This window comes from Sinorhizobium sp. 7-81, assembly GCF_030124405.1.
Taxonomy (GTDB): Bacteria; Pseudomonadota; Alphaproteobacteria; order Rhizobiales; family Rhizobiaceae; genus Sinorhizobium; species Sinorhizobium psoraleae.
This window is the reverse complement of the sequence record NZ_JASKLT010000017.1, coordinates 17,204-35,716: the sequence shown is the minus strand read 5'-3', so window position 1 is coordinate 35,716 and position 18,513 is coordinate 17,204. Positions and strand designations below refer to the sequence as shown.

At 61.1% G+C, this 18,513-nt stretch carries 19 protein-coding genes; 2 read left to right on the top strand and 17 right to left on the bottom strand.

Annotated elements, in window-relative coordinates:
- Positions 1 to 255 precede the first annotated feature (255 nt).
- Together QN224_RS29320 and QN224_RS29315 are read left to right on the top strand one after the other, a co-directional pair.
- Entirely contained in the window at positions 256 to 921 is a 666-nt protein-coding gene (locus tag QN224_RS29320) for a hypothetical protein (RefSeq protein WP_283979531.1), read from the top strand.
- Positions 922 to 924: 3 nt separating this feature from the next.
- Positions 925 to 1,299 carry a hypothetical protein gene (locus tag QN224_RS29315; protein ID WP_283979530.1) on the top strand — a complete coding sequence of 125 codons (375 nt, stop codon included), beginning with the start codon at positions 925 to 927 and terminating at the stop codon, positions 1,297 to 1,299.
- A 730-nt stretch (positions 1,300 to 2,029) separates the two neighbouring features.
- On the opposite strand, the gene QN224_RS29310 is transcribed toward QN224_RS29315, so the two are convergent.
- The 17 genes from QN224_RS29310 to cybH form a co-directional block, all read right to left on the bottom strand.
- The gene (locus QN224_RS29310) at positions 2,030 to 3,751 is read right to left on the bottom strand and encodes a dihydroxy-acid dehydratase (protein WP_283979529.1); all 1,722 of its coding nucleotides are present in this window, start codon (positions 3,749 to 3,751) and stop codon (positions 2,030 to 2,032) included.
- Positions 3,752 to 3,845: 94 nt separating this feature from the next.
- Positions 3,846 to 5,393 carry an aspartate aminotransferase family protein gene (locus tag QN224_RS29305; RefSeq protein ID WP_283979528.1) on the bottom strand — a complete coding sequence of 516 codons (1,548 nt, stop codon included), beginning with the start codon at positions 5,391 to 5,393 and terminating at the stop codon, positions 3,846 to 3,848.
- Between the two features lie 1,608 nt (positions 5,394 to 7,001).
- Positions 7,002 to 8,054, bottom strand: coding sequence for a hydrogenase expression/formation protein HypE (gene hypE, locus QN224_RS29300; RefSeq protein WP_283979527.1), 1,053 nt, complete (start codon positions 8,052 to 8,054; stop codon positions 7,002 to 7,004).
- The gene (gene hypD, locus QN224_RS29295) at positions 8,051 to 9,208 is read right to left on the bottom strand and encodes a hydrogenase formation protein HypD (protein ID WP_283979526.1); all 1,158 of its coding nucleotides are present in this window, start codon (positions 9,206 to 9,208) and stop codon (positions 8,051 to 8,053) included. Before hypD ends, hypE begins: the two co-directional genes overlap by 4 nt.
- Positions 9,205 to 9,432: a HypC/HybG/HupF family hydrogenase formation chaperone gene (locus QN224_RS29290; RefSeq protein WP_283979525.1), complete on the bottom strand. Its 228-nt coding sequence runs from the start codon at positions 9,430 to 9,432 to the stop codon at positions 9,205 to 9,207. Before QN224_RS29290 ends, hypD begins: the two co-directional genes overlap by 4 nt.
- 16 nt (positions 9,433 to 9,448) lie before the next feature.
- The gene (gene hypF / locus QN224_RS29285) at positions 9,449 to 11,695 is read right to left on the bottom strand and encodes a carbamoyltransferase HypF (protein ID WP_283979524.1); all 2,247 of its coding nucleotides are present in this window, start codon (positions 11,693 to 11,695) and stop codon (positions 9,449 to 9,451) included.
- Between the two features lie 3 nt (positions 11,696 to 11,698).
- Positions 11,699 to 12,595, bottom strand: coding sequence for a hydrogenase nickel incorporation protein HypB (hypB, locus tag QN224_RS29280; RefSeq protein ID WP_283979523.1), 897 nt, complete (start codon positions 12,593 to 12,595; stop codon positions 11,699 to 11,701).
- Positions 12,595 to 12,936: a hydrogenase maturation nickel metallochaperone HypA gene (gene hypA, locus QN224_RS29275; RefSeq protein WP_283979522.1), complete on the bottom strand. Its 342-nt coding sequence runs from the start codon at positions 12,934 to 12,936 to the stop codon at positions 12,595 to 12,597. The genes hypB and hypA overlap by 1 nt, the downstream gene beginning before the upstream one ends.
- Complete coding sequence (locus QN224_RS29270) at positions 12,929 to 14,041, bottom strand: nickel-dependent hydrogenase large subunit (protein WP_283979521.1); 1,113 nt, start codon at positions 14,039 to 14,041, stop codon at positions 12,929 to 12,931. Before QN224_RS29270 ends, hypA begins: the two co-directional genes overlap by 8 nt.
- Entirely contained in the window at positions 14,038 to 14,556 is a 519-nt protein-coding gene (gene hybE, locus QN224_RS29265; RefSeq protein WP_283979520.1) for a [NiFe]-hydrogenase assembly chaperone HybE, read from the bottom strand. The genes QN224_RS29270 and hybE overlap by 4 nt, the downstream gene beginning before the upstream one ends.
- A complete protein-coding gene (locus QN224_RS29260; protein ID WP_283979519.1) occupies positions 14,546 to 14,761 on the bottom strand; it encodes a rubredoxin in 216 nt (71 codons plus the stop codon). Before QN224_RS29260 ends, hybE begins: the two co-directional genes overlap by 11 nt.
- Entirely contained in the window at positions 14,758 to 15,606 is an 849-nt protein-coding gene (locus QN224_RS29255; protein WP_283979518.1) for a hydrogenase expression/formation protein, read from the bottom strand. Before QN224_RS29255 ends, QN224_RS29260 begins: the two co-directional genes overlap by 4 nt.
- A complete protein-coding gene (locus QN224_RS29250) occupies positions 15,603 to 16,052 on the bottom strand; it encodes a hydrogenase accessory protein (RefSeq protein WP_283979517.1) in 450 nt (149 codons plus the stop codon). The genes QN224_RS29255 and QN224_RS29250 overlap by 4 nt, the downstream gene beginning before the upstream one ends.
- A gap of 141 nt (positions 16,053 to 16,193) precedes the next feature.
- Positions 16,194 to 16,490: a HypC/HybG/HupF family hydrogenase formation chaperone gene (locus QN224_RS29245; RefSeq protein WP_283979516.1), complete on the bottom strand. Its 297-nt coding sequence runs from the start codon at positions 16,488 to 16,490 to the stop codon at positions 16,194 to 16,196.
- A 4-nt stretch (positions 16,491 to 16,494) separates the two neighbouring features.
- A complete protein-coding gene (locus QN224_RS29240; protein ID WP_283979515.1) occupies positions 16,495 to 17,172 on the bottom strand; it encodes a HupE/UreJ family protein in 678 nt (225 codons plus the stop codon).
- Positions 17,169 to 17,786 carry a HyaD/HybD family hydrogenase maturation endopeptidase gene (locus QN224_RS29235; protein ID WP_283979514.1) on the bottom strand — a complete coding sequence of 206 codons (618 nt, stop codon included), beginning with the start codon at positions 17,784 to 17,786 and terminating at the stop codon, positions 17,169 to 17,171. Before QN224_RS29235 ends, QN224_RS29240 begins: the two co-directional genes overlap by 4 nt.
- Positions 17,787 to 18,509 (bottom strand): Ni/Fe-hydrogenase, b-type cytochrome subunit, encoded by a 723-nt coding sequence (gene cybH / locus QN224_RS29230; RefSeq protein WP_283979513.1) that lies wholly within the window; start codon positions 18,507 to 18,509, stop codon positions 17,787 to 17,789.
- Between the last annotated feature and the right edge of the window lie 4 nt (positions 18,510 to 18,513).

The following is an 18,513-nucleotide window of genomic DNA, read 5'->3' as shown; positions in this document are numbered from 1 at the left end:
TTGAATTGCCGCTTGCCAGGCGCGGGGCCGGTAACCGGATCGGCGTACCGTGCAGATATGCCTGTTGCGCCATCCCGGGTTTAGCCTAAGCGCTGATCAACCAATTCCGCGTGAATTGCTCGCTCCGTGGCAGCTCAGTTGGGCCTGTCACCAGAACTCTACTGCGACTACAGCCGCCGCCCACAGACCCGGACCGATCACCTGCTCGAGCTCGCCGTACCGTGCGGCCTACGCCCTGCTCGTGATGATATGCCGATGACGGTCGACCTTGCCGCCAAGGCATATGCTGTGCATTCCGCGCTGAACCTGACCATCGCCGAAAGCCTGATGGTGGGTTGCAAACCCATCATCATCGAAGGCCCTTCCGATCAGCACTACCTGACAGCGATGAAGATCCTTCTCATCCACGCAGGGAAGATCGCTCCGGCCCGCGAACTGGTGTTTCCACCGTCCGGCGGGGCGAAGACGGCGAAACAGATCGCGAGCATGCTGACGGGAAGAGACGACGACCTTCCCCTTGCCCTGCTTGACGACGACAAGCCTGGCCAGCAGGCCGCGCTGGATCTCAAGAACACCCTCTACACAGAGCACAAGGACAAGGTCCTGAACGTCCGGGAGTTCACGGAAGTTGACGGAAGCGAGGTCGAAGATCTCATTCCTCCGGAATTTATCGCCGACGCCGTTGACCGCGAATACAGGGTCAGCGAGCCGGAAAACGAATTCGCGAACTACCGCAAGTCAGGTCCGATCGTTCCACAGATTCAGAACTGGGCGGCGGCGCAAGGTCTTACCCTTGAACACGGCTGGAAGGTTCCTCTGGCGCGCCGTGTAAAGCAGCAGCTTCTGAACCGGGGTCTCGACAGGATTGATGCCAAACTTCAGGAGCAGTGGGTGAACCTCTTCAAAGCGTTCGAGAAGTAACCGTTGCCACCGCGGCACTGGGTCGACACCACGACAGACGAAGAAGCCCGCGCCTTGGATCGCGGCATGTGGGATTTCGTGGCCCGCGAGGAGCCTGACGGCACGGTCATATCGCAGGCACCTGGGCCACCGCCGGAGAACGGCGAGTTCTGGCATGCCCTTGAGCGCATCAAGGACGATCCCGACCAACGTTACGCAATAGCGCGCAGACATCTGCCCCTGCCCGCGGCCTGGCGCGAGATGGCCGTCGCCCTGCGCATGAAGATCCGGAAGGCGAGAAAAGAGAAGACGGGGTACGAAGAACTGCTCCGAGAGCTGCATCACCTAGCTGCGATGGCAAGCTATGCGGGCTACGGCCCCATCCAGCGCGTCCCGTAAATGAATGAACGTGCCATGACACGGCCATCGGCGAGCGCTCTCCCCAAGGTCGTTGTGTGCTCTGCAGCCAAGGCCCTCTGCTCACTGTCGATCGCGTTCTGTAGCCAGGATCTCTCATCGATGAAAGCCAACGCGCGTCACGCGGCCTGTCGGGCATGGCGGCGAAGAAGACAAACCAAAAAGAACGGTAGGTACTCCTTCAAGGATGAACAGCCATTGCCAACCCTTTAGGCCTGCGATGCCGTCCATCTGAAGGTTAAGCGTAGACAGAGGTGCGCCTACTGCTAAAGCGACCGGTATGGCCACCATGAACGCTGCCAAGATGCGCGCTTGGCACTCCTGCGGAAATCAGCAGGTGAGATATAGGATTACACCTGGAAAGAAGCCGGCTTCCGCGACGCCCAGAAGAAACCGAAGCCCGATGAAAACGGGTGGGTCCCTGCACGAGAGACATTCCTGCTGATAACACCCCGCAGGAAATCATAATGCGCGCTATCTAACGGCGGGCGCCAACTTTTTCCAGTATTAGATTGCTCGGAACTTCGAACAAGAAGTAACCAAAGAAGAATACGCCCGCACCAGGCCCGAAGATGTAAGGTGAAATTCCGACATCAGAATCCATATGGATTGCAGCGAAGCCGACATTGATACAATCAATATAGGCAAGGATACACGAACAGCACCGGCATCAGACGTGTGAATACACGCCTTATAAGAGAAACTTGATTGACTACTTCCATTTTCTCCTCCCAAGTGCAAAATCGCTAGCGAGGAAGTCGAAGTCACATCCCTGTGGGGCTTGGGTTACGCTTCGGCGATAGAGAGCCTTGTACCCGCGGCTTGGAGACGGGGGCGGTTGAAAGTCCGCCATCCGACGCGCGATCTCATCCTGGTCGACCATGAGGTCTATGCGCTTTTCTTTGATGGATAAGCGGATTCGATCACCGTCCCGCACAGCGGCCAATGGTCCGCCGACAGCGGCCTCTGGCGCAACATGCAGAACGATGGATCCGAAGGCAGTACCGGACATACGGGCGTCTGAAATTCGCACCATGTCCTTCACGCCCGCCTGGGCGAGCTTTTTCGGGATCGGGAGGTAGCCAGCCTCGGGCATCCCTGCAGCATGCGGGCCGGCATTTTGCAGAACCAGAATGTCACCCGGCTCCACGTCTAGACCAGGGGAGTCGATACGACGGCTCAGATCTTCCAATCCAGTGAACACCACTGCGCGTCCGTCAGACTCGAACAGTTCCGGAGTCGCCGCCGCCCGCTTGAAGATTGCTCCATCCGGAGCGAGGCTTCCGGAAAGAGCAACCAAACCGCCAACCGGGGAAATCGGTTCGTCAAAAGACCGAATTATCGAGCGGTCGATCCAATCAAGTGGCTCCTCCAAACGCTCTGCAAGAGTCCTCCCTTCGATATCGACTGTATCCTGGTGAAGAAGAGGGGCGAGTTCGCGTAGCAGAGCGCCCATGCCGCCAGCCGCGTGGAAGTCTTCCATGTAACCTTGCCCTATGGGCTTAAGATCGACAAGGACTGGTGTCTCGTCAGATATCTCGTTGAACCTCTCTGGCGAAATTCGAATGCCTAGTCTGCCGGCAATGGCAGTCAAATGGACAATGGCGTTCGTTGAACCCGAGAGTGCCATCAGGACACGAATGGCGTTTTCGACCGACTTCTCGGTGATCACCTGGTTTGGAGTAATGCGCGTTTCAATCAAACGGACAGCGGCCCGGCCGCTTTCTTCGGCCGCGACAAGACGGTCGCTGTGGACGGCGGGAATCGCTGCGGTCCCCGGCAACGACATCCCGAGCGCCTCGGAGAGGCATGCCATCGTCGATGCAGTTCCCATGACTGCGCACGTACCTGCCGTCACTGACAGTCTACCCTCGACTTGCGCGATTTCCTGCGCATCAACGGTCCCTGCCCGGTATTTGGACCAGAAGCCTCGACAGTCGGTACATGCGCCAAGTCTTTGTCCGCGGTGGCGGCCAGTTGACATTGCTCCGGTAACCAACTGGACCGCGGGTAAACCCGCCGAGGACGCTCCCATAAGCTGCGCGGGCACCGTTTTGTCGCAACCGCCGATCAAAACCACGGCGTCCATGGGCTGAGCACCAATCATCTCCTCGGTGTCCATTGCCATCAGATTGCGGTACATCATGCTGGTCGGGTTCAGGAAGACTTCTCCCAATGACACGGTCGGGAATGGACGCGGCAGCGCACCCGCTGCAAGCACGCCCCGAGAGACGGCTTCAACGAGTTCCGGCATCATACGATGACAGTTGTTGAAGCCGGACGGCGTCATTACAATTCCAACGATCGGCTTGTTGAAAAGACTGGAAGAGATTCCCAGCGATCGAGCGAAAGAACGGCGCAGAAAGCGCGCGAAGTCCCGATCACCATAATTTGTCAGTCCACGATCAAGGCCATGTGGTTCATCTTCAGCCATCTTCTAACTCCCATATGATGTTGGCACTGGGCGTGCGATCTCATTCGGTTCGCAAGGAGTAAGGGACAAAGCTGCACAGTTCGAAAGGAGATCCTCATGGTGCACCCTTGCTGACAATTTCGCGGCCTATTGTTTTAATATGCTCTAAGCCTGCCCGGAGCATATCCGACGTAACCTCTGGATTGCCTGACATAAATCGCAGGCAGAATATCTTCCCTGCAGGCTCATATTTGAACCTTCGAGAGTCGTTCTTCAGCAAGAACCCGTGAAAGTAAAAAATACCTAGTTGGGTCATTCTCGCGTATATAGCTTTGTTCAGTCTAGAGATTTCATCTAACGTAAACGTTGATTCTGCACCCCCAATGTACACAAATGGAACAGAGTTGATGTCGGGAACGTCGAGCAGAGTTTGGAACTCACCGTCGGCTTCTACTTGATGATAAAATTGCTCGGCCAACGCGCAACGCCGGTCCACTAGGGTAGCCATTCCATCCAGCCCTAGTTTTTTAATTTGCAGATATAGCTTCAGACTTGAGAAGGACTTGCTTCCGATCCCTGGGGTTAGCTGCCCCAACGACCAAGGGTCGTCCATAACAAGGGTTGAGGAGGTACAAAACCCAACGAACTCGGAAGTGTCGCGAACTAGGAAGTAGCTGCATGTGTAAGGCACTGAGAGTACTTTGTGGGGATCCAGGGAAATCGAATCGGCGCGCTCGATCCCCTGAAGGCGACTGCGCCGCTCTTTGCTGAACAGCAACTGGCCGCCATGGCATGCATCAATATGGATCCATGCGTCCGGCGCGTGCTCTTTCACCAAATCGATGACGACATCGATCTTCTCGATTGAAAGCGTCCGTGAATCCCCAGCGTTGATTACCACGCATATAGGATACTCGTCGGTAGCCAAGCAATTGCGTAGTATGCGATCGAGTTCTTGGAGATCGTATCGGTAGTCCCGTGTGGGCACCGGTAGTATGGCATCAGTACCCATGCCCGAAATTGCGACACCTCCCACCACGGAGTAATGCGTGAGGCCCGCCGGGATCAGTATTCTAACCTTCTTGCCTTGGCGCAGCCCATCTTTTGAGACTGTCGGATTGAAACGTTTCCTCGCCATGAGGATGCCATAGAGGTTGGCCATAGTACCTCCTGTGACGGCCACCCCTCCTACGTCCAAGACCGACTGCATTTCGGCGATTTCAGGAAATTGCGCCAATCTACGTAGCCAACATACGGTCGCCACTTCCACGAAAGTTGCTGCCTTCGCGGCAAAGGTCGAGTTGTTCATATTCTGCTGGGCTAGCGCCTCAACCAAAGCGCCCGACAAAGCCGCAACACTGTTGCCTGCATCGGGGAAGCCCAGGAAGTTCGGGGAGGAAAAATTGAAGGAATTCTCCAAAACAAGCTCAATTTCATCTTCCAGCTCTTCAAAACTGCAGCCTCGAACCGGAGCTTGCCCTACGTACATTCGCTTCAATCGCGCGCTTTCATCGGGACCGTGACCATATCCCGCCCCGGAGCGCATTTTAAAAGCAATGCATTGATTGAGCGTTCTGTGAAGCAAATCCTCCCCGGCGACCAGATCATAGTTCTCTTCGATTGCGCGAGCAGATCGCTCGCTTGCGCGCTCGGTACCCTCCACGCGTCATCCTCCCGTTGGGTTGAGAAAAGTATTAGCTATGCGCCCAAAGCATCAGGTCCCGCAGCCACTGCTTGTGTTCCGGAGACGATTTGTAGCCGAGATGCTCAACCGGACGACGTCCTTCGAACTGTCCAGTCAAGCATCGAAAGAATTCTTCCTCGTTTTGATAGTCGAAGCCATAAACTTTCGAAATCAACACGTTTAGCGATCTCGCAGCTTTCCTAGCTATATTTTCATACGCACCTCGTCGATCTACAAGAACTACGTGCGGAGTGGTTATGGCGCTCAGAACTGTGCGCATTTGGCACAACTCGGATCTCAGAAAGGACTTGGAGAACTCCATCATCGGAATGACTAAACCGCGACTACACTTGAACGGCACCAGATTTAAGGCCTTCTCGATTATACGCTCGGAACGAACTACCTTATAGTGGAACGGTACATCTTCATCTGTTAGTGGCGGAGCACCTATTTTCTCGTTTATACGTTGGACAAAGCTCGTGTATGCAGATCTACACTGCGCGCTTACGTCGCCAGACACAAAGAATTTAACGTCAATGTCTCGCCCGCGTTTTCCTAGGGCGTACGATCCAAAGATGAGACCGAATTGGCATTCTTCGCGGGTTTGGGCGAACTGCACCAGCTCCCGGGTAACTCCATCCGTGGGAAACTGTCGCTCCGCGCGGGGATGCAGGTTTGTCGAATCACAGCGTGCAGAATCAAGCTCCATCGGCGGCCTCTGGTTCGTGGTAGGGTCGTTGCCCGTGTCCACGCAAATGCCGTGCCAAGGAGAAAACCCTTTGAAAACAATATGTTCAGTCTAAACAGTCCAGTGTCTCCGTCCGACATATTGTCTAAAAGCCGACAAAGGGTGCAATCGCTTTCATCTAGACATGATGCTTATGCTGATCCCTCACTAAGCATCGTTGCCGGTGCGTCGGGGATTCCGCATGGGCTTGCAGTGTCCTCCACCGAGCAGGCTCTCCGGTGGCTTGGGGAAGGTCGAAGCAAACATCCCGGCCAGTTCCGGCTTGGCCAAAAGCTGTTCGCCGGGGTTTCTTTTTTGCGAATAGAGGCGCCCTTTGCTCAAGGTTAGGTTTATTCGCCCCGAAGAACCCTAATCTGTCCAGTCACCTGCGAGGATCTCCTCCTCGCCGTTCGCATATAAATCGGAGCAAAGGCACCGCCGGTGGTGAGTTGGTATTGTTCAACGGCCTTATCGATCAGGGCCTTGCATCTTGTTGCCGATAAATGCCCCCGCTCGTGATCGCCACCAAGACGCTACATCAGGTCATTGGGCAGGAAACCGCGCCCCCCTTCGCGATCTAGTATCGCCCCGTGGAGCGCGCTCGGCCCCCGGTCGCCGCGTAGCCAAGATGCGCGATCACGCAGGGCGCCCCTGCGCCATACATCCCCCAGCGATGGCTCGCTTGAGAAACGGAGCAATCACCAGGTCCGGTAAAAACAGGGTCACCGCTCCGCGGCTGAGGGCGCCATGGATGGCGAGTTCCACAGGACACCCCGTGCCGGGCCGCCGCAGGTCGACCTGCAGGCGCTGGGAAAGCGAATTGAAGCTATGCCGAGGAGCAGTATCCGCATCGGTCGGCCTCAGCAGATCCGCGGCAACTGTTCGCCAGATAGCCAGTCGACGATCCGGCGGCCCCCGAACGAGGTCGCCATCTGCACGAAGCAGTTTTCGTCCGCCACCGCATGGCCGACAAGCGACGCTTCGAGTCCGAGCGGGTGGGCCCGCATCGCCGCCAGCACCACGTCAGCAGCCTCGGGCGCCACGACCGCCATGAGCTTCCCCTCGTTGGCGATGTTGAGCGGGTCGAGGCCGAGCAACTCGCAGGCCGCAGCGACTTCCGGCTTCAGCGGAATCGCCTCCTCCTCGATGTGGAAACCGACGTTCGACTGACTGGCGATCTCGTTCAGCACCGCGGCAATGCCGCCGCGCGTGGGATCGCGCATCAGCCGGATATGGCTACCTCCCGCCGCGACCACGTCGGCCACAAGACCGTGCAACGCGGCACTATCCGAGACGATCGCCGTGTCGAATTCAAGGTTCTTGCGCTTCGACATCACGGCGACGCCATGGTCGCCTATAGTGCCGGATATGAACACCGCATCGCCGGGCCTGGCAGCGTTCGACTGCAAATCGAGCCCGGCAGGAACTAGGCCGACGCCGGCAGTCGAGATGAACACGCCGTCCGCCTTTTCGCGCTCGACCACCTTGGTATCGCCGGTGATAATCGGCACCCCCGCGTCGCGCGAGGCGGCGCCCATGCTGTCGGCAATCCGGCCGAGGTCAACGAGAGAGAAACCCTCCTCGATGATGAAGCTCGCCGAGAGATAGAGCGGAACCGCGCCCGCCATGGCGATGTCGTTGATCGTGCCGTAAACGGCGAGCGTGCCGATGTTGCCGCCGGGAAAGAAGAGCGGCGAGACAACGTAACCGTCGGTCGTCATCACCATCCGCCCACCGGGCACGGCGAATGCCGACTGATCGTTTCCGGCGCGCAGCCAGTCATTGTCGAAGGCCCTGTGGAAGATGCCCTCGATCAGCTGGCCCATGGCGCGGCCGCCGGCGCCATGCGAAAGGTCGACACGGCCGTTGGCGATGTCGAGCTTGCGCCTTTGAGCCTGGATCATCACACTCATGCCACCGCCCTCCCCGCGTCCACCTGCGGCGCCTTTTCGCGAAAGCGGCCATAGGTCCAGTAGGCAGCGCAGGCGCCCTCCGACGATACCATGCACGACCCCATCGGCGTATCGGGCGTGCAGACCGTGCCGAACAGCTTACAATCAGCCGGCTTCTTGACACCGCGCAATATCGCGCCGCATTCGCAGCCTGGATTGTCCTTGGCGGCCGGGATCACCATCGAGAAGCGCCTCTCGGCATCGTAGGCCGCATATTGCGCCCTTAGCCGCAGAGCGCCATAGGGAACTTCGCCGAGGCCGCGCCATTCGAAGCTCTCGCACGGTTCGAAGACTTCCGCGACTTCCGCCTTGGCCTTCTCGTTGCCGATCGCGGTGACGGCGCGGATGTACTGGTTCTCCACCTCGTGCCTGCCGTCATTGACCTGACGGACCAACATCAGGATTGCCTGGATGACGTCGAGCGGCTCGAAGCCCGCCACCACCACCGGCTTGCCGAATTCCTCGGCGAAGAATTCGTATGGCTCGGTGCCGATGACGGTCGAGACATGGGCGGGGCCGATGAAGCCGTCGATTTTGATCGCGCCGAGCTTGCGCACGTCCGGGCTTTCGAGGATGTTCTGGATGGCCGCCGGCGTCAGCACGTGGTTGCAGAAGATTGAGAAATTGCCGAGCCCTTTTGCAATCGCCGCCTTGAGCGCCAACGCGGTGGGCGGCGTGGTGGTCTCGAAGCCGATGGCGAAGAACACCACTTCGCACTCCGGCTCGGCCTCGGCGATCCTCAGCGCATCGAGCGTCGAATAGACCATGCGGATGTCAGCACCGGCCGCCTTGGCCTTCAGAAGGCTGGATCCGTTCGAACCAGGCACGCGCATCAGGTCGCCATAGGTGCAGAGCGTGATTTCCGGCCGCATCGCGAGCGCTATCGCCGCGTCGATGCGGCCGATCGGCAGCACGCAGACGGGACAGCCCGGCCCGTGGATCATCCGCACATTGGCGGGCAGCAGGTCTTCGAGGCCGTAACGCGAGATCGCATGCGTATGACCGCCGCAGAACTCCATTAAGTGATAGGAGCGGGTTGGGTCGGCAATCGCGCCGATCCGCCGCGCGATGTCCTTGGCGAGCCTGCCGTCGCGATATTCGTCGATATACTTCATGCCGCACCTCCGATCGCAGCTTCGCGGATCAGAGCGAGCGTCCTCTCCGCCTCCTCCGGATCGATCTTCGCCAGCGCATAGCCTACGTGAAGCACGACGTAGTCGCCGACCTTCACATCGTCGAGGAGCGCCATCGAAACGATCTTCGATACGCCGCCGATCGTCGCTTTCGCCATGTTATCAGGCAGCAATTCCTTGACCTGGACCGGGGCGGCTAGGCACATGACGGTTTTCCTCTACTCACGCATGTTCGTTCATGATGACCTGCCGCGCATAAGCCGCCTGGCCGAGCGCGATGCCACCGTCGTTGGCCGGCGCCAAGCGCGGCAGATAGGGATCGAGGCCGCATGAGCGGAGCGCTTGCATGAGCCCGGTCGCAAGGACGCCGTTCATCATGCATCCGCCACCCAGCGCGATCTGCTTCGTACCGAGGCTGCGCGCTCCTTGCTCCGCCCAATCCGCAAGCCCTGCGATCAGCGTTCCGTGAAAGAGGTCCGCGGCATCTCCGTCGCAAAGACCTTGCCCGGCGAGGTGCAGGATGAGAGCTCGGAAATCGAGCACGCCGTCCCGGACGGTATACCCGTCGAGGAGCCGGCGCGGCGCCCGGACCAGAGCTTCGAACTCCATTGCGGCCTGCCCCTCGTAACTCTGGACGAGACGAACGCCCGCTATCGCGCAAGCTGCATCGAAAAGCCTGCCTAGACTGGTTGTCGGGGACGGCTGCATGCCGCGCTTGAACATCGTCCTGAGACGCGCGACGCCCTGATGGGCCGGCCAGAGCTGTGGTGCGAGATCGAGACATCCCGCCACCTGAAGCGCAGCAACACCCATGCGCCAAGGCTCCCGAGCCGCACGGTCACCGCCCGGCAGCGGTAGCGGCGCGAGCGCTCCCGCGCGCTGCCAGCGATGTCCGTCGATGACGAGCATTTCGCCGCCCCAGCTCGTGCCGTCGGTGCCGAAGCCGTGGCCGTCGAGTGCTAGACCGACGACCCGCCCCTTAATACGATGCTCCGCCGCCACCGCCGCGACATGGGCGAGGTGATGCTGGACCGGCACGATTGGTAAATTCAGACCTTCCGCCATCCGCACCGAGCGGAAATCCGGGTGCAGATCGCATGCGGCGAATTCCGGCTGCACGTCGAGGATCGAGCACAGATGGCTGATCGCCTCGCGCTGAAAGCTGATCGCCTCGGCATTGTCGAGGTCGCCGACGTGCTGCGACAGGAAGGCTTCGCGCCCGCGCGTTACGCAGACGGTGTTCTTCAAATCAGCGCCGGTGGCAATTACCGAGGGACCATCCTCGCCGAGATCGACGGGCTCCGGCACGAATCCGCGCGCGCGTCGGATGAAGGCAGGGGCGCCGTTGATCACCTGCATGACGGAGTCGTCGGCGCGGACGGCGATGTCGCGGTCATGGGTGACTATCAGATCGGCGATCGCGGCGAGTCGGCGAACGCCATCGGCATTTTCCGCGACAAGCGGCTCTCCGCCAGCATTAGCGCTGGTCGTGACCAGCGCGAGAGGACGAGGCAAGCGCTTCGCCAGCGCATCAAACAGCAGATAGTGCAACGGGGCATAGGCGAGCATCACGCCGATGCGGCCGAGTTTGGGCGCGATGGCGTTGGAGACTTCGCCTGCTCGAGCTTCGACGAGGACTATCGGACTTGCCGCCGAGATCAGCAGCGCCTCTTCGGCTTCGGTCAGCTTCGCGAGTTGCCGGGCTGCCTCGATGTCACGCACCATGACGGCAAACGGCTTCTCGTTATGCGCCTTGCGCAGCCTGAGGAGGTCGATGGCGGCATTATTCCGGGCATCGCAAAGCAGATGGAACCCGCCAATTCCCTTAAGAGCGACGATCGCGCCGCTAGCAACCCGGGCGGCCACCTCGCCAATCGGATGGCTGAGCCTCGGCCCGCATTCGGGACAGGCGACGGGCTCGGTATGGAAGCGGCGGTTCTCCGGGTCGACATAGTCGGCCGCGCAGGCCGAGCACATCGGAAACGAGGCCATCGAGGTCTGCGCCCGGTCATAAGGAAGCGCGCGGGTGATGGTGAATCGCGGCCCGCAATGGGTGCAGTTGACGAAGGGATAGCCGAAGAAGCGGCTCGCGGGATCGGTAAGTTCCCGGCGGCATTCGGCGCAGGTCGCGGCATCCCCACCGATTCGGGTCGCGCTCCTGCCGCTCACACTCTCGAGGATCTCGAACCGCTCGCCGCCGGCTGGCGTGAGTTCGAGCACGTCGATTGAATCGATGCGGGCGAGCGGCGGGGCCTGGGTCCGGATCGCATCGGGAAAGCGGCCCGCATCCGGGCCCTCGATCTCTATCAGCACGCCGGCACTGTCGTTCATCACAAAGCCTGAGAGCCGCATGGTGCGCGCAAGCCTGTAGGCGAACGGTCGGAACCCGACGCCCTGCACGGCGCCGCGCACTCGGAGTCTCAGCCGCCGGACCGGGTTTGCGGTCGGTCGTGCAAGCGCCCCCGCCATGGGTCATGCCACCTTCGGCCGCGCGGGCCGGTGGGGAGCGGATGATTCGAGCCAGGCATAGAAGGCTTCCATCCCCTCTCCCGTGCGGGCGGAGAGGGTTAGCGTCTGCAAGCGCGGATTGACGCGCAATGCATTTGCAATGCAGAGCCCAACATTGAAGTCGAGATGCGCCAGCAAGTCGGCCTTGTTGAGGATCATCAGGTCGGCAGCGGCGAAAATGTCGGGATATTTGAGCGGCTTATCCTCGCCCTCGGTGACCGAGAGCACCACCACCTTGTGGGCCTCGCCGAGGTCGAAGGCGGCGGGACAGACGAGATTACCAACGTTCTCGATGAAGAGCACCGAGCCCGGTTCCGGCGCGAGTTCCTCGGCCGCATGGCCGACCATGTGGGCGTCAAGGTGGCAGCCCTTGCCGGTATTGATCTGGATCGCCTGCGCCCCGGTTTCGCGGATCCGCGCCGCATCGTTCGAGGTCTGCTGGTCGCCTTCGATGACGGAGATCGAGAGGCGGTTCTTCAGGTCATTGATCGTGCGGACTAGCAGGCTGGTCTTGCCCGAGCCGGGGCTGGAGACGAAGTTGAGGGCGACGATGCCCCGGCGCCCGAAATAGCACCGATTCTCGGCCGCATAGGCGTCGTTCTTGGAAAGGATATCCCGCTCCACCTGGATGATCCGTTCCTGGCTCATCCCCGGAACATGCACGCCGGAAATGGCGTAGCCATAATCGACGCTGCCGTGCCGGGGTTGTTGGTCGTGCTCGTGGGCGCCATGATGTCGGTGGTGGTGGCCACGATCGTGGTGACCATGGTGATGGTCATGGTCATGGCCGTGACCGTGGCCGCTCGCTTCGTGCTTGTTGCCCTCGATGGCCGACGTCCCGCAACCGCATACCGTGCACATCAGATCACCTCCATGTCCCTGATCTTCAATTCATCGCCTGCCGTCATCTGGACGCGGTGCCGTTTGCAGTTCGGGCAGGCGCCGAACCGCTCTTCCAGGGCTACCGTCTTGCCGCAATCGAGGCACCAGCCTTCGCCGGCGATGCGATTGATCTCCAGCGTGGCGGCGTCGGCGATCGTGCCGTACCGCGCCGCCTCGTAGCAGAAGAGCAGCGCATACGTATCGACGTGGCTGAGCGCGCCGACATCGAGGCGGACCGACTTGATCCGCGTCGCGCCGTTCTGCCGCGCCGTCTGGCAGACGATCTCGATCACGCTCTCCATCAGCGACATTTCATGCATCGCCAACCTCGCGAACATCGATCTCGAAGGCCACGCAGGGATCGAAAAGGACCGCGAGCCGGGATACCGACCGGACGGCAGCCTCGTTGGTCCCGATCGACGACGACAAAAGTGTCTCGACGAAGGGGCCGGCTGGATGAAAGTTCCATTCGGTCGGGGCGAGAATGCGATAGGCTGAAAGTCTGCCGTCGTCTCCGATCTCGGCCTGATGATAGAGCCGTCCGCGCGCGCATTCGACCGCACCATAGCCACCCTGGCGCGGCGTAGGCCCGCTGGAGGCGAGCCTAGTCCAGTCGAACTCGCCTGTCCTCGCAAGAGCCATGAGCTGGCTAAGCGAGATGTAGACGTCGGCGGTTCTGGCCCGCAGGCGCTGCGCCAGATGGGATGCCGGGACGAAGCCGGCGGGCGCGAAACGGGCATATGCGCCGGTTTCCGCTACGCGGCCGAAAAGGTGCGGCAGGTCGGCATAGCCGGGCTCGTTGCAGAGCCGCATTACGACTTCCGCGTCGTCCTTGATGGTCAGCGCATCGGGACTGCGGCCGGTGAAGGTATGGTCGTTCTCGACGTCGCGAAGCATCGCTGCCCAGGCTGTCCCCGACAAGGGCGCATCGCCCTGACCAGGGATTCCGAGCGCGGTGACAGCAGCGGAAAGCCGCTCGGTCGCCACCGCCAGGTGCGACCGGTCGATTCTCTGGGCCTTGACCTCCGCGATAATCGCCTTCGAGGCGGCCAGCGCCTCGCGGAGATGTTTACCGGCGGCCGCGGCAAGCGGTGCAGGCAGGGGAGTCGGCCAATGGAGGATGAGCGCGCGCAGCGTTTCGAATATCCGCTCCGCCAGCATTCCCGCGCTGGCGCCCGCGCGCTCCTCGTAGTTCATTGCCAGGTCCGCCGCGTTGAGGACGGCAAGCCGGGCCGCCACCGATTGCGCAAAGCCGCAAAGCGAGAACACCTGCGGCGCAAGCGCGGGTGCTTCCTCGGGTCTGCGACCGACGAACATGTACGTCAGCCCCTTCAGGCGGTTCGCCTTCACCGAGACGGAGCGGGCAAGCGCGCGTGACACCGTCACCTCGATACTGATCGTGCCTGCCCCGAGAAGGAGCGTCATTCCGAAGTCTCCTCGCGCCGAGAGAAGGGCCCGCGCAGCAGATCACGCCGGTTAGAGATCGCGGGCGGCGACGGCGGCGGTACGAGCGTGCCAGGCTTGAAGAGGGCGCGGACGGCCTCCTCGGCGATTTCAAGTGCCGCCTCCATGGTCGAGAACTCGAAGACAGGAGAGAACAGTGAACAGGAATCGACACGGGCGACCGCGTCGAGTTCGCCGACGATGAAGTCGACCTCGCCCGCAGGCAGGCCGATGCGGACCGTGGAGCCCGCGGCGGCCGGAGCGGCGGGCGTTCCATCGGGCAGATCCGCAACCACGAGGTTCATGAACCAGGGCGTGGTCACGATCCCGAAGGCGCGGCCGCTATAGGTCCGGAAGCCGGTCGCCGCGACGCCGAGCGCGGCATTGCAGATCGGTACATCCACCATGGCCGTGGCGTGGATCTGCCGATAGTGCCTCTCGAGCCGCAAGCCGAGCGCCCGCGCCGGATCGACTGCCGCTCCGTCATCAGCTATCATCGCCGAGCCTCATGAACTTCGATTGCAGTGCATCGCAATTCGGACACCGCCAGTCCTCCGGCAGCGCGGAGAACGGCGTGCGGGCCGGGATCTGCCAGACCGGATCGCCGTCGGCGGGATTGTAAACGTGCCAGCAGATGCCGCATTCCATTCGGTCCTCGTCGGACACGGTCTCGCGCTTACCGAAATTCTCGAAGGCGCTCATTTGAAATACGCCTCCTCAATCTCGCGCAACCGCGCCTCGGAGTCGCGGAAATCCTCCTCGGCGGCGATGGCGACCGAGGGAATGCCGCAGATTTCCAACGTATCGAGAATGATCGTGTCCATGGCGTTGTACATTTGGACCGACCAGACATTGCGCGTGCCGGTCGCGACGATACGGCAGGTTCCGTAGCCGCGTGAAGTGAGCTGTACCGGGCCTGCACCCAGCGTCTCCTGCAAGAAGGCCATGTCTTCCGGGCTCATTGGGAAGAGCGAGAAGTTTATAACATATCCTGGATCGCCATCGCGATAACGACTGATCCGGTCGCCGATCTCGCTTAGCACGGGCATGATATTCATGGCGCCGGGCGGGGCCGGCCCGTGGCTGATCGATGCTGGCAGCACCGAACGGGCCTGCCGGACGGCGGCCGGGATACTTGCCACTTCGACATAGTCGGCAATGCGCCTGCCCTCGCCGTCGGTAAATCGGATTCGCCAGAGGCCGGCCATGACCGCTTCCTGCATCTGCGCCGTGATGCCGTTCGCAAGGGCCGCGACGCCGGCAATCTCACCCTCGCCGAGAGTTTGAGCAATCAGTTCTCTGTCCTCACCGGCGAAATCGGTGATGTCGAACAGCCGGCCCGGCTCGTCGGCCTTCTGAACCGCGAGCGCGTCGGCCAGTTCCGGCAGGAGCATCGCCATCCGACGACAACGGCGGATCATCTCTTCGCCGCTGCTGGTGGCGAGGAGATTGAACTTGCGGGCACCCAGTTGCGGTTCGGCGCCGATCTGCATAACCGTCATCGCGGCATCCTCGCCATTGGGGGAAACCCGAAAACCGGCCCTCATCGCACGATCTCACCTGCCGGCACGGGCATAACGACCTGTGGTCCGCCCGAGGGCACCACGACCGGCGCGTCGGGCGCGAGGCAGGCGCCGATTTTCTCGATATATTCCGACCAGTCGCGGACGTTACCGAGCACGCCCACGAGCTGATCCCGCCACGTCACGACGAGGCTTGGCATGACGACGACGTTGAAGCGCGTCTTGAGCTTGTCCTCGGCCGTGCGGCGGACCACCGCGCCGCGCAGGCGGCCGCGGAAGAGCCGCAGGAGTTCGGGAAGAATGACGGCGACGTCATCGACCTCGGGCCGTTGCGACGGATCGCCGGTGAAGAACAACACGGCATTGACAGGCTCGCCCGTTGTCGAGGCGAGGAAAACATCGATGTTCGTCTCGTCGACAACAGGAAGGCGCACCCGCTCGCTCAGGGCGCGCACCACGGCAGATGGCATTCTCTCCTCCACAAATCACCATGCAGGACGTTCGGAACGATGGCCTGCAAACAGCGTGCCAGACTGAAGAATGTTGGATGAAAACTTTTCGCCTTCTTGAGCGTCACCGAGATCTGGATGCAAGTTCCAGTCCGGGATTTTTCACTTGTCGCGCAGATGCGATGGTAGTTCCGGTTCGATGGAGATGAGATCGGAGAAAAAGGTCTCGAAGGCTCTTCCCTCTGCCGCTTCGGCCAAACCCGACAGCGCATCGTCGATCACGCGCGCCTCGTCGGCATCGAGTACGCGGATGGCCGAGCCGAGATGGGTGAGGACATAGGTGCCGGGCGGCTGCGGGCCGACCAGCGTGAGTGAGATCGACAATATCGCGCCGTGACGTTCGCATTGCGCGACAAACTCGTTAACCGCGACGACGCGCATGGGAATGCCGATGCACATGACATTACTCCGTTCCGAGCGGCGGAATGGGTAGGCGCGGGGCGTAGGGTGCCCCATACGGCTCCCGGCAGGTCTCAGCGGTGGGGGATGGTTCAGCCCGCAAGCAGAGCCGCGCCAGCGGGGGTGACAGCCGCGCCGTCGATTCGCGCCGCGGCCGCTCTGGCCCTGTCGGACTTGAGCGAGGCCAGCCCGAACCAATGAGATGAAGGACGATCGTAGCGCCGAGAAAAACGGCCACATAGTCGCCCGCATGCGCCCTTCTCGACAGTTCGGTACCATGGACATGGCCTTGGAAGAGCGCGCAAATCCCGACCACGGTCCCGGCCACTGAAGTAGGAACCTTTACCTCGAAGGCCACCAAGGCCTCTAAGGCCACCAAGGTACCGAGCACGGCCACCGTCAGCGCGACCCCGGTCTCAGCCATCGGAAGCGCGATGCCATAGGTGCCCATACTGCCGCCGATCGCCATCACCGCGACAAAGGTGGAGGGCACGATCCATCGGGCCTTGCCGCCTAGGGTCGGCGCGCAGCCAACCGCAACCATCGCCAGGATATGATCGAAACCGCTGAACGGATAGCCGAGACCTGCAAGCGTGCCATCGGCATGCAGCCCGACATGGGCATGGGCGACGCCCGGTAGCGTAAGCGCGGCGAGCGCCACCGTCATTTTCCGGCAATTCATGGGATCCCCTCACTAGTTGAACGCGCCGACTCGGCGCGCCGCTCGTAATGTTCGCAATCGATGTCGTTTTCGAGCAGCGGCAGAAACACCGCTCCATCCGGTCGCGCCCTCACCGCGACGCCCCAGCTTCTCAGTATCTGAACCGCCGTTTCGACGGCCGCGGGTATGACCGCGTTGATCGGTGCTGTCAGCGGACCGCCCCAGTCCTCGAGATCAAGAGGCTGGCAGCCTATCAGGGCCAGTCGCGCCGGATAGTGCCCCATTAGGTCGGCGGCGCTCAGCACCTCCTGGAATCCAGTCTGGTGCAGGCTCAACTTCTTGGCGCCGGTGAATTTCGGCACTTCGTCGTCCAACACCACCTTCATCGCGCCCGGCTCGAGACCGTAGTCGATGGCGTCAAAGACGATCAGCCGATCGTGCTCGTTGACGAACTGGACGAGGTAGAGCCCCTGCGTGCCGCCATCAAGGATAGTGACACTATCGGGCACTTGGTAGGTCTTATGGAACTGTTCCACCGCGCGTACGCCAAAACCCTCGTCGGCCCAGAGAATGTTGCCAATGCCGAGTACGAGAATGCGTAACACTGACGAGGGTGCCGGGGTAGGGCTGGCCATCTAGCCCTCCCCGTCCTTGAAGAGCTGCACGCCCGAAATCATCGACGAGATGATGCTCTGCCGGCTCATGATGTCGTCGCGCACGGCCACATAGATGTGGACCATCGTGAATACGAGGACCACCCACATGCCGAGATGGTGGTGGGAGTGGATGTCCTGGCTGTTCGGCCAGATCGAGAACATCCAGCCGAAGAGCGCATATTCCCAGCTGTCGCGGCCGGCTCCCTCGCTATAGAGCGCGAAGCCTGTGCTCACCATGAAGGAAAGCGGCAGAGTGAACATGAGGAACATGGTAGACCGGGCGAGCGGATTGTGGCCGACATATTTCGTCGGCTGCCGCGCTAGGAAGGTATACCACAGCACCTCGTGCAGCCATTCCTTCCAGAAATGGACGCTCCAGAACGGCACGTAAAAGATCTGGCGAGCATGAGTGTTGCCGACGAATGCCCAGTAGACCCTGAGGATCAGGAACACGACGAGGACCTGCCCCGCCGCGAAGTGGATGAAGCGGATACAGCCCATCAGAAAATTGGCGCTCGCCTCTCCGGGCGCCGAAGGCAGCGGCGAGCCGATGAAGTAACCGGTCAGCGCGAGCGTCAGGATGGCGAAGGCGTTGACCCAGTGCCAGATGCGCACCGGGGCCTCATAGACATAGACGCTCTGGCGCTGGACCGCCTTTTCGCCATGTGCGTCTGCGGCGGCGGGAGTTTCATGGATACTCATACCC

What these genes read in the sequence shown, in the direction of transcription:
- cybH (WP_283979513.1), bottom strand. Translation starts at nt 18,509, where the DNA reads ATGAGTATCCATGAAACTCCCGCCGCCGCAGACGCACATGGCGAAAAG.
- QN224_RS29260 (WP_283979519.1), bottom strand. Translation starts at nt 14,761, where the DNA reads ATGAGCGCCTTCGAGAATTTCGGTAAGCGCGAGACCGTGTCCGACGAG.
- QN224_RS29240 (WP_283979515.1), bottom strand. Translation starts at nt 17,172, where the DNA reads ATGAATTGCCGGAAAATGACGGTGGCGCTCGCCGCGCTTACGCTACCG.
- QN224_RS29310 (WP_283979529.1), bottom strand. Translation starts at nt 3,751, where the DNA reads ATGGCTGAAGATGAACCACATGGCCTTGATCGTGGACTGACAAATTAT.
- hypA (WP_283979522.1), bottom strand. Translation starts at nt 12,936, where the DNA reads ATGCATGAAATGTCGCTGATGGAGAGCGTGATCGAGATCGTCTGCCAG.
- hypB (WP_283979523.1), bottom strand. Translation starts at nt 12,595, where the DNA reads ATGTGCACGGTATGCGGTTGCGGGACGTCGGCCATCGAGGGCAACAAG.
- QN224_RS29250 (WP_283979517.1), bottom strand. Translation starts at nt 16,052, where the DNA reads ATGCCATCTGCCGTGGTGCGCGCCCTGAGCGAGCGGGTGCGCCTTCCT.
- QN224_RS29320 (WP_283979531.1), top strand. Translation starts at nt 256, where the DNA reads ATGACGGTCGACCTTGCCGCCAAGGCATATGCTGTGCATTCCGCGCTG.
- QN224_RS29270 (WP_283979521.1), bottom strand. Translation starts at nt 14,041, where the DNA reads ATGACGCTCCTTCTCGGGGCAGGCACGATCAGTATCGAGGTGACGGTG.
- hypE (WP_283979527.1), bottom strand. Translation starts at nt 8,054, where the DNA reads ATGAGTGTGATGATCCAGGCTCAAAGGCGCAAGCTCGACATCGCCAAC.
- hypF (WP_283979524.1), bottom strand. Translation starts at nt 11,695, where the DNA reads ATGGCGGGGGCGCTTGCACGACCGACCGCAAACCCGGTCCGGCGGCTG.
- QN224_RS29245 (WP_283979516.1), bottom strand. Translation starts at nt 16,490, where the DNA reads ATGTGCATCGGCATTCCCATGCGCGTCGTCGCGGTTAACGAGTTTGTC.
- QN224_RS29255 (WP_283979518.1), bottom strand. Translation starts at nt 15,606, where the DNA reads ATGAGGGCCGGTTTTCGGGTTTCCCCCAATGGCGAGGATGCCGCGATG.
- QN224_RS29235 (WP_283979514.1), bottom strand. Translation starts at nt 17,786, where the DNA reads ATGGCCAGCCCTACCCCGGCACCCTCGTCAGTGTTACGCATTCTCGTA.
- QN224_RS29290 (WP_283979525.1), bottom strand. Translation starts at nt 9,432, where the DNA reads ATGTGCCTAGCCGCCCCGGTCCAGGTCAAGGAATTGCTGCCTGATAAC.
- hypD (WP_283979526.1), bottom strand. Translation starts at nt 9,208, where the DNA reads ATGAAGTATATCGACGAATATCGCGACGGCAGGCTCGCCAAGGACATC.
- hybE (WP_283979520.1), bottom strand. Translation starts at nt 14,556, where the DNA reads ATGATAGCTGATGACGGAGCGGCAGTCGATCCGGCGCGGGCGCTCGGC.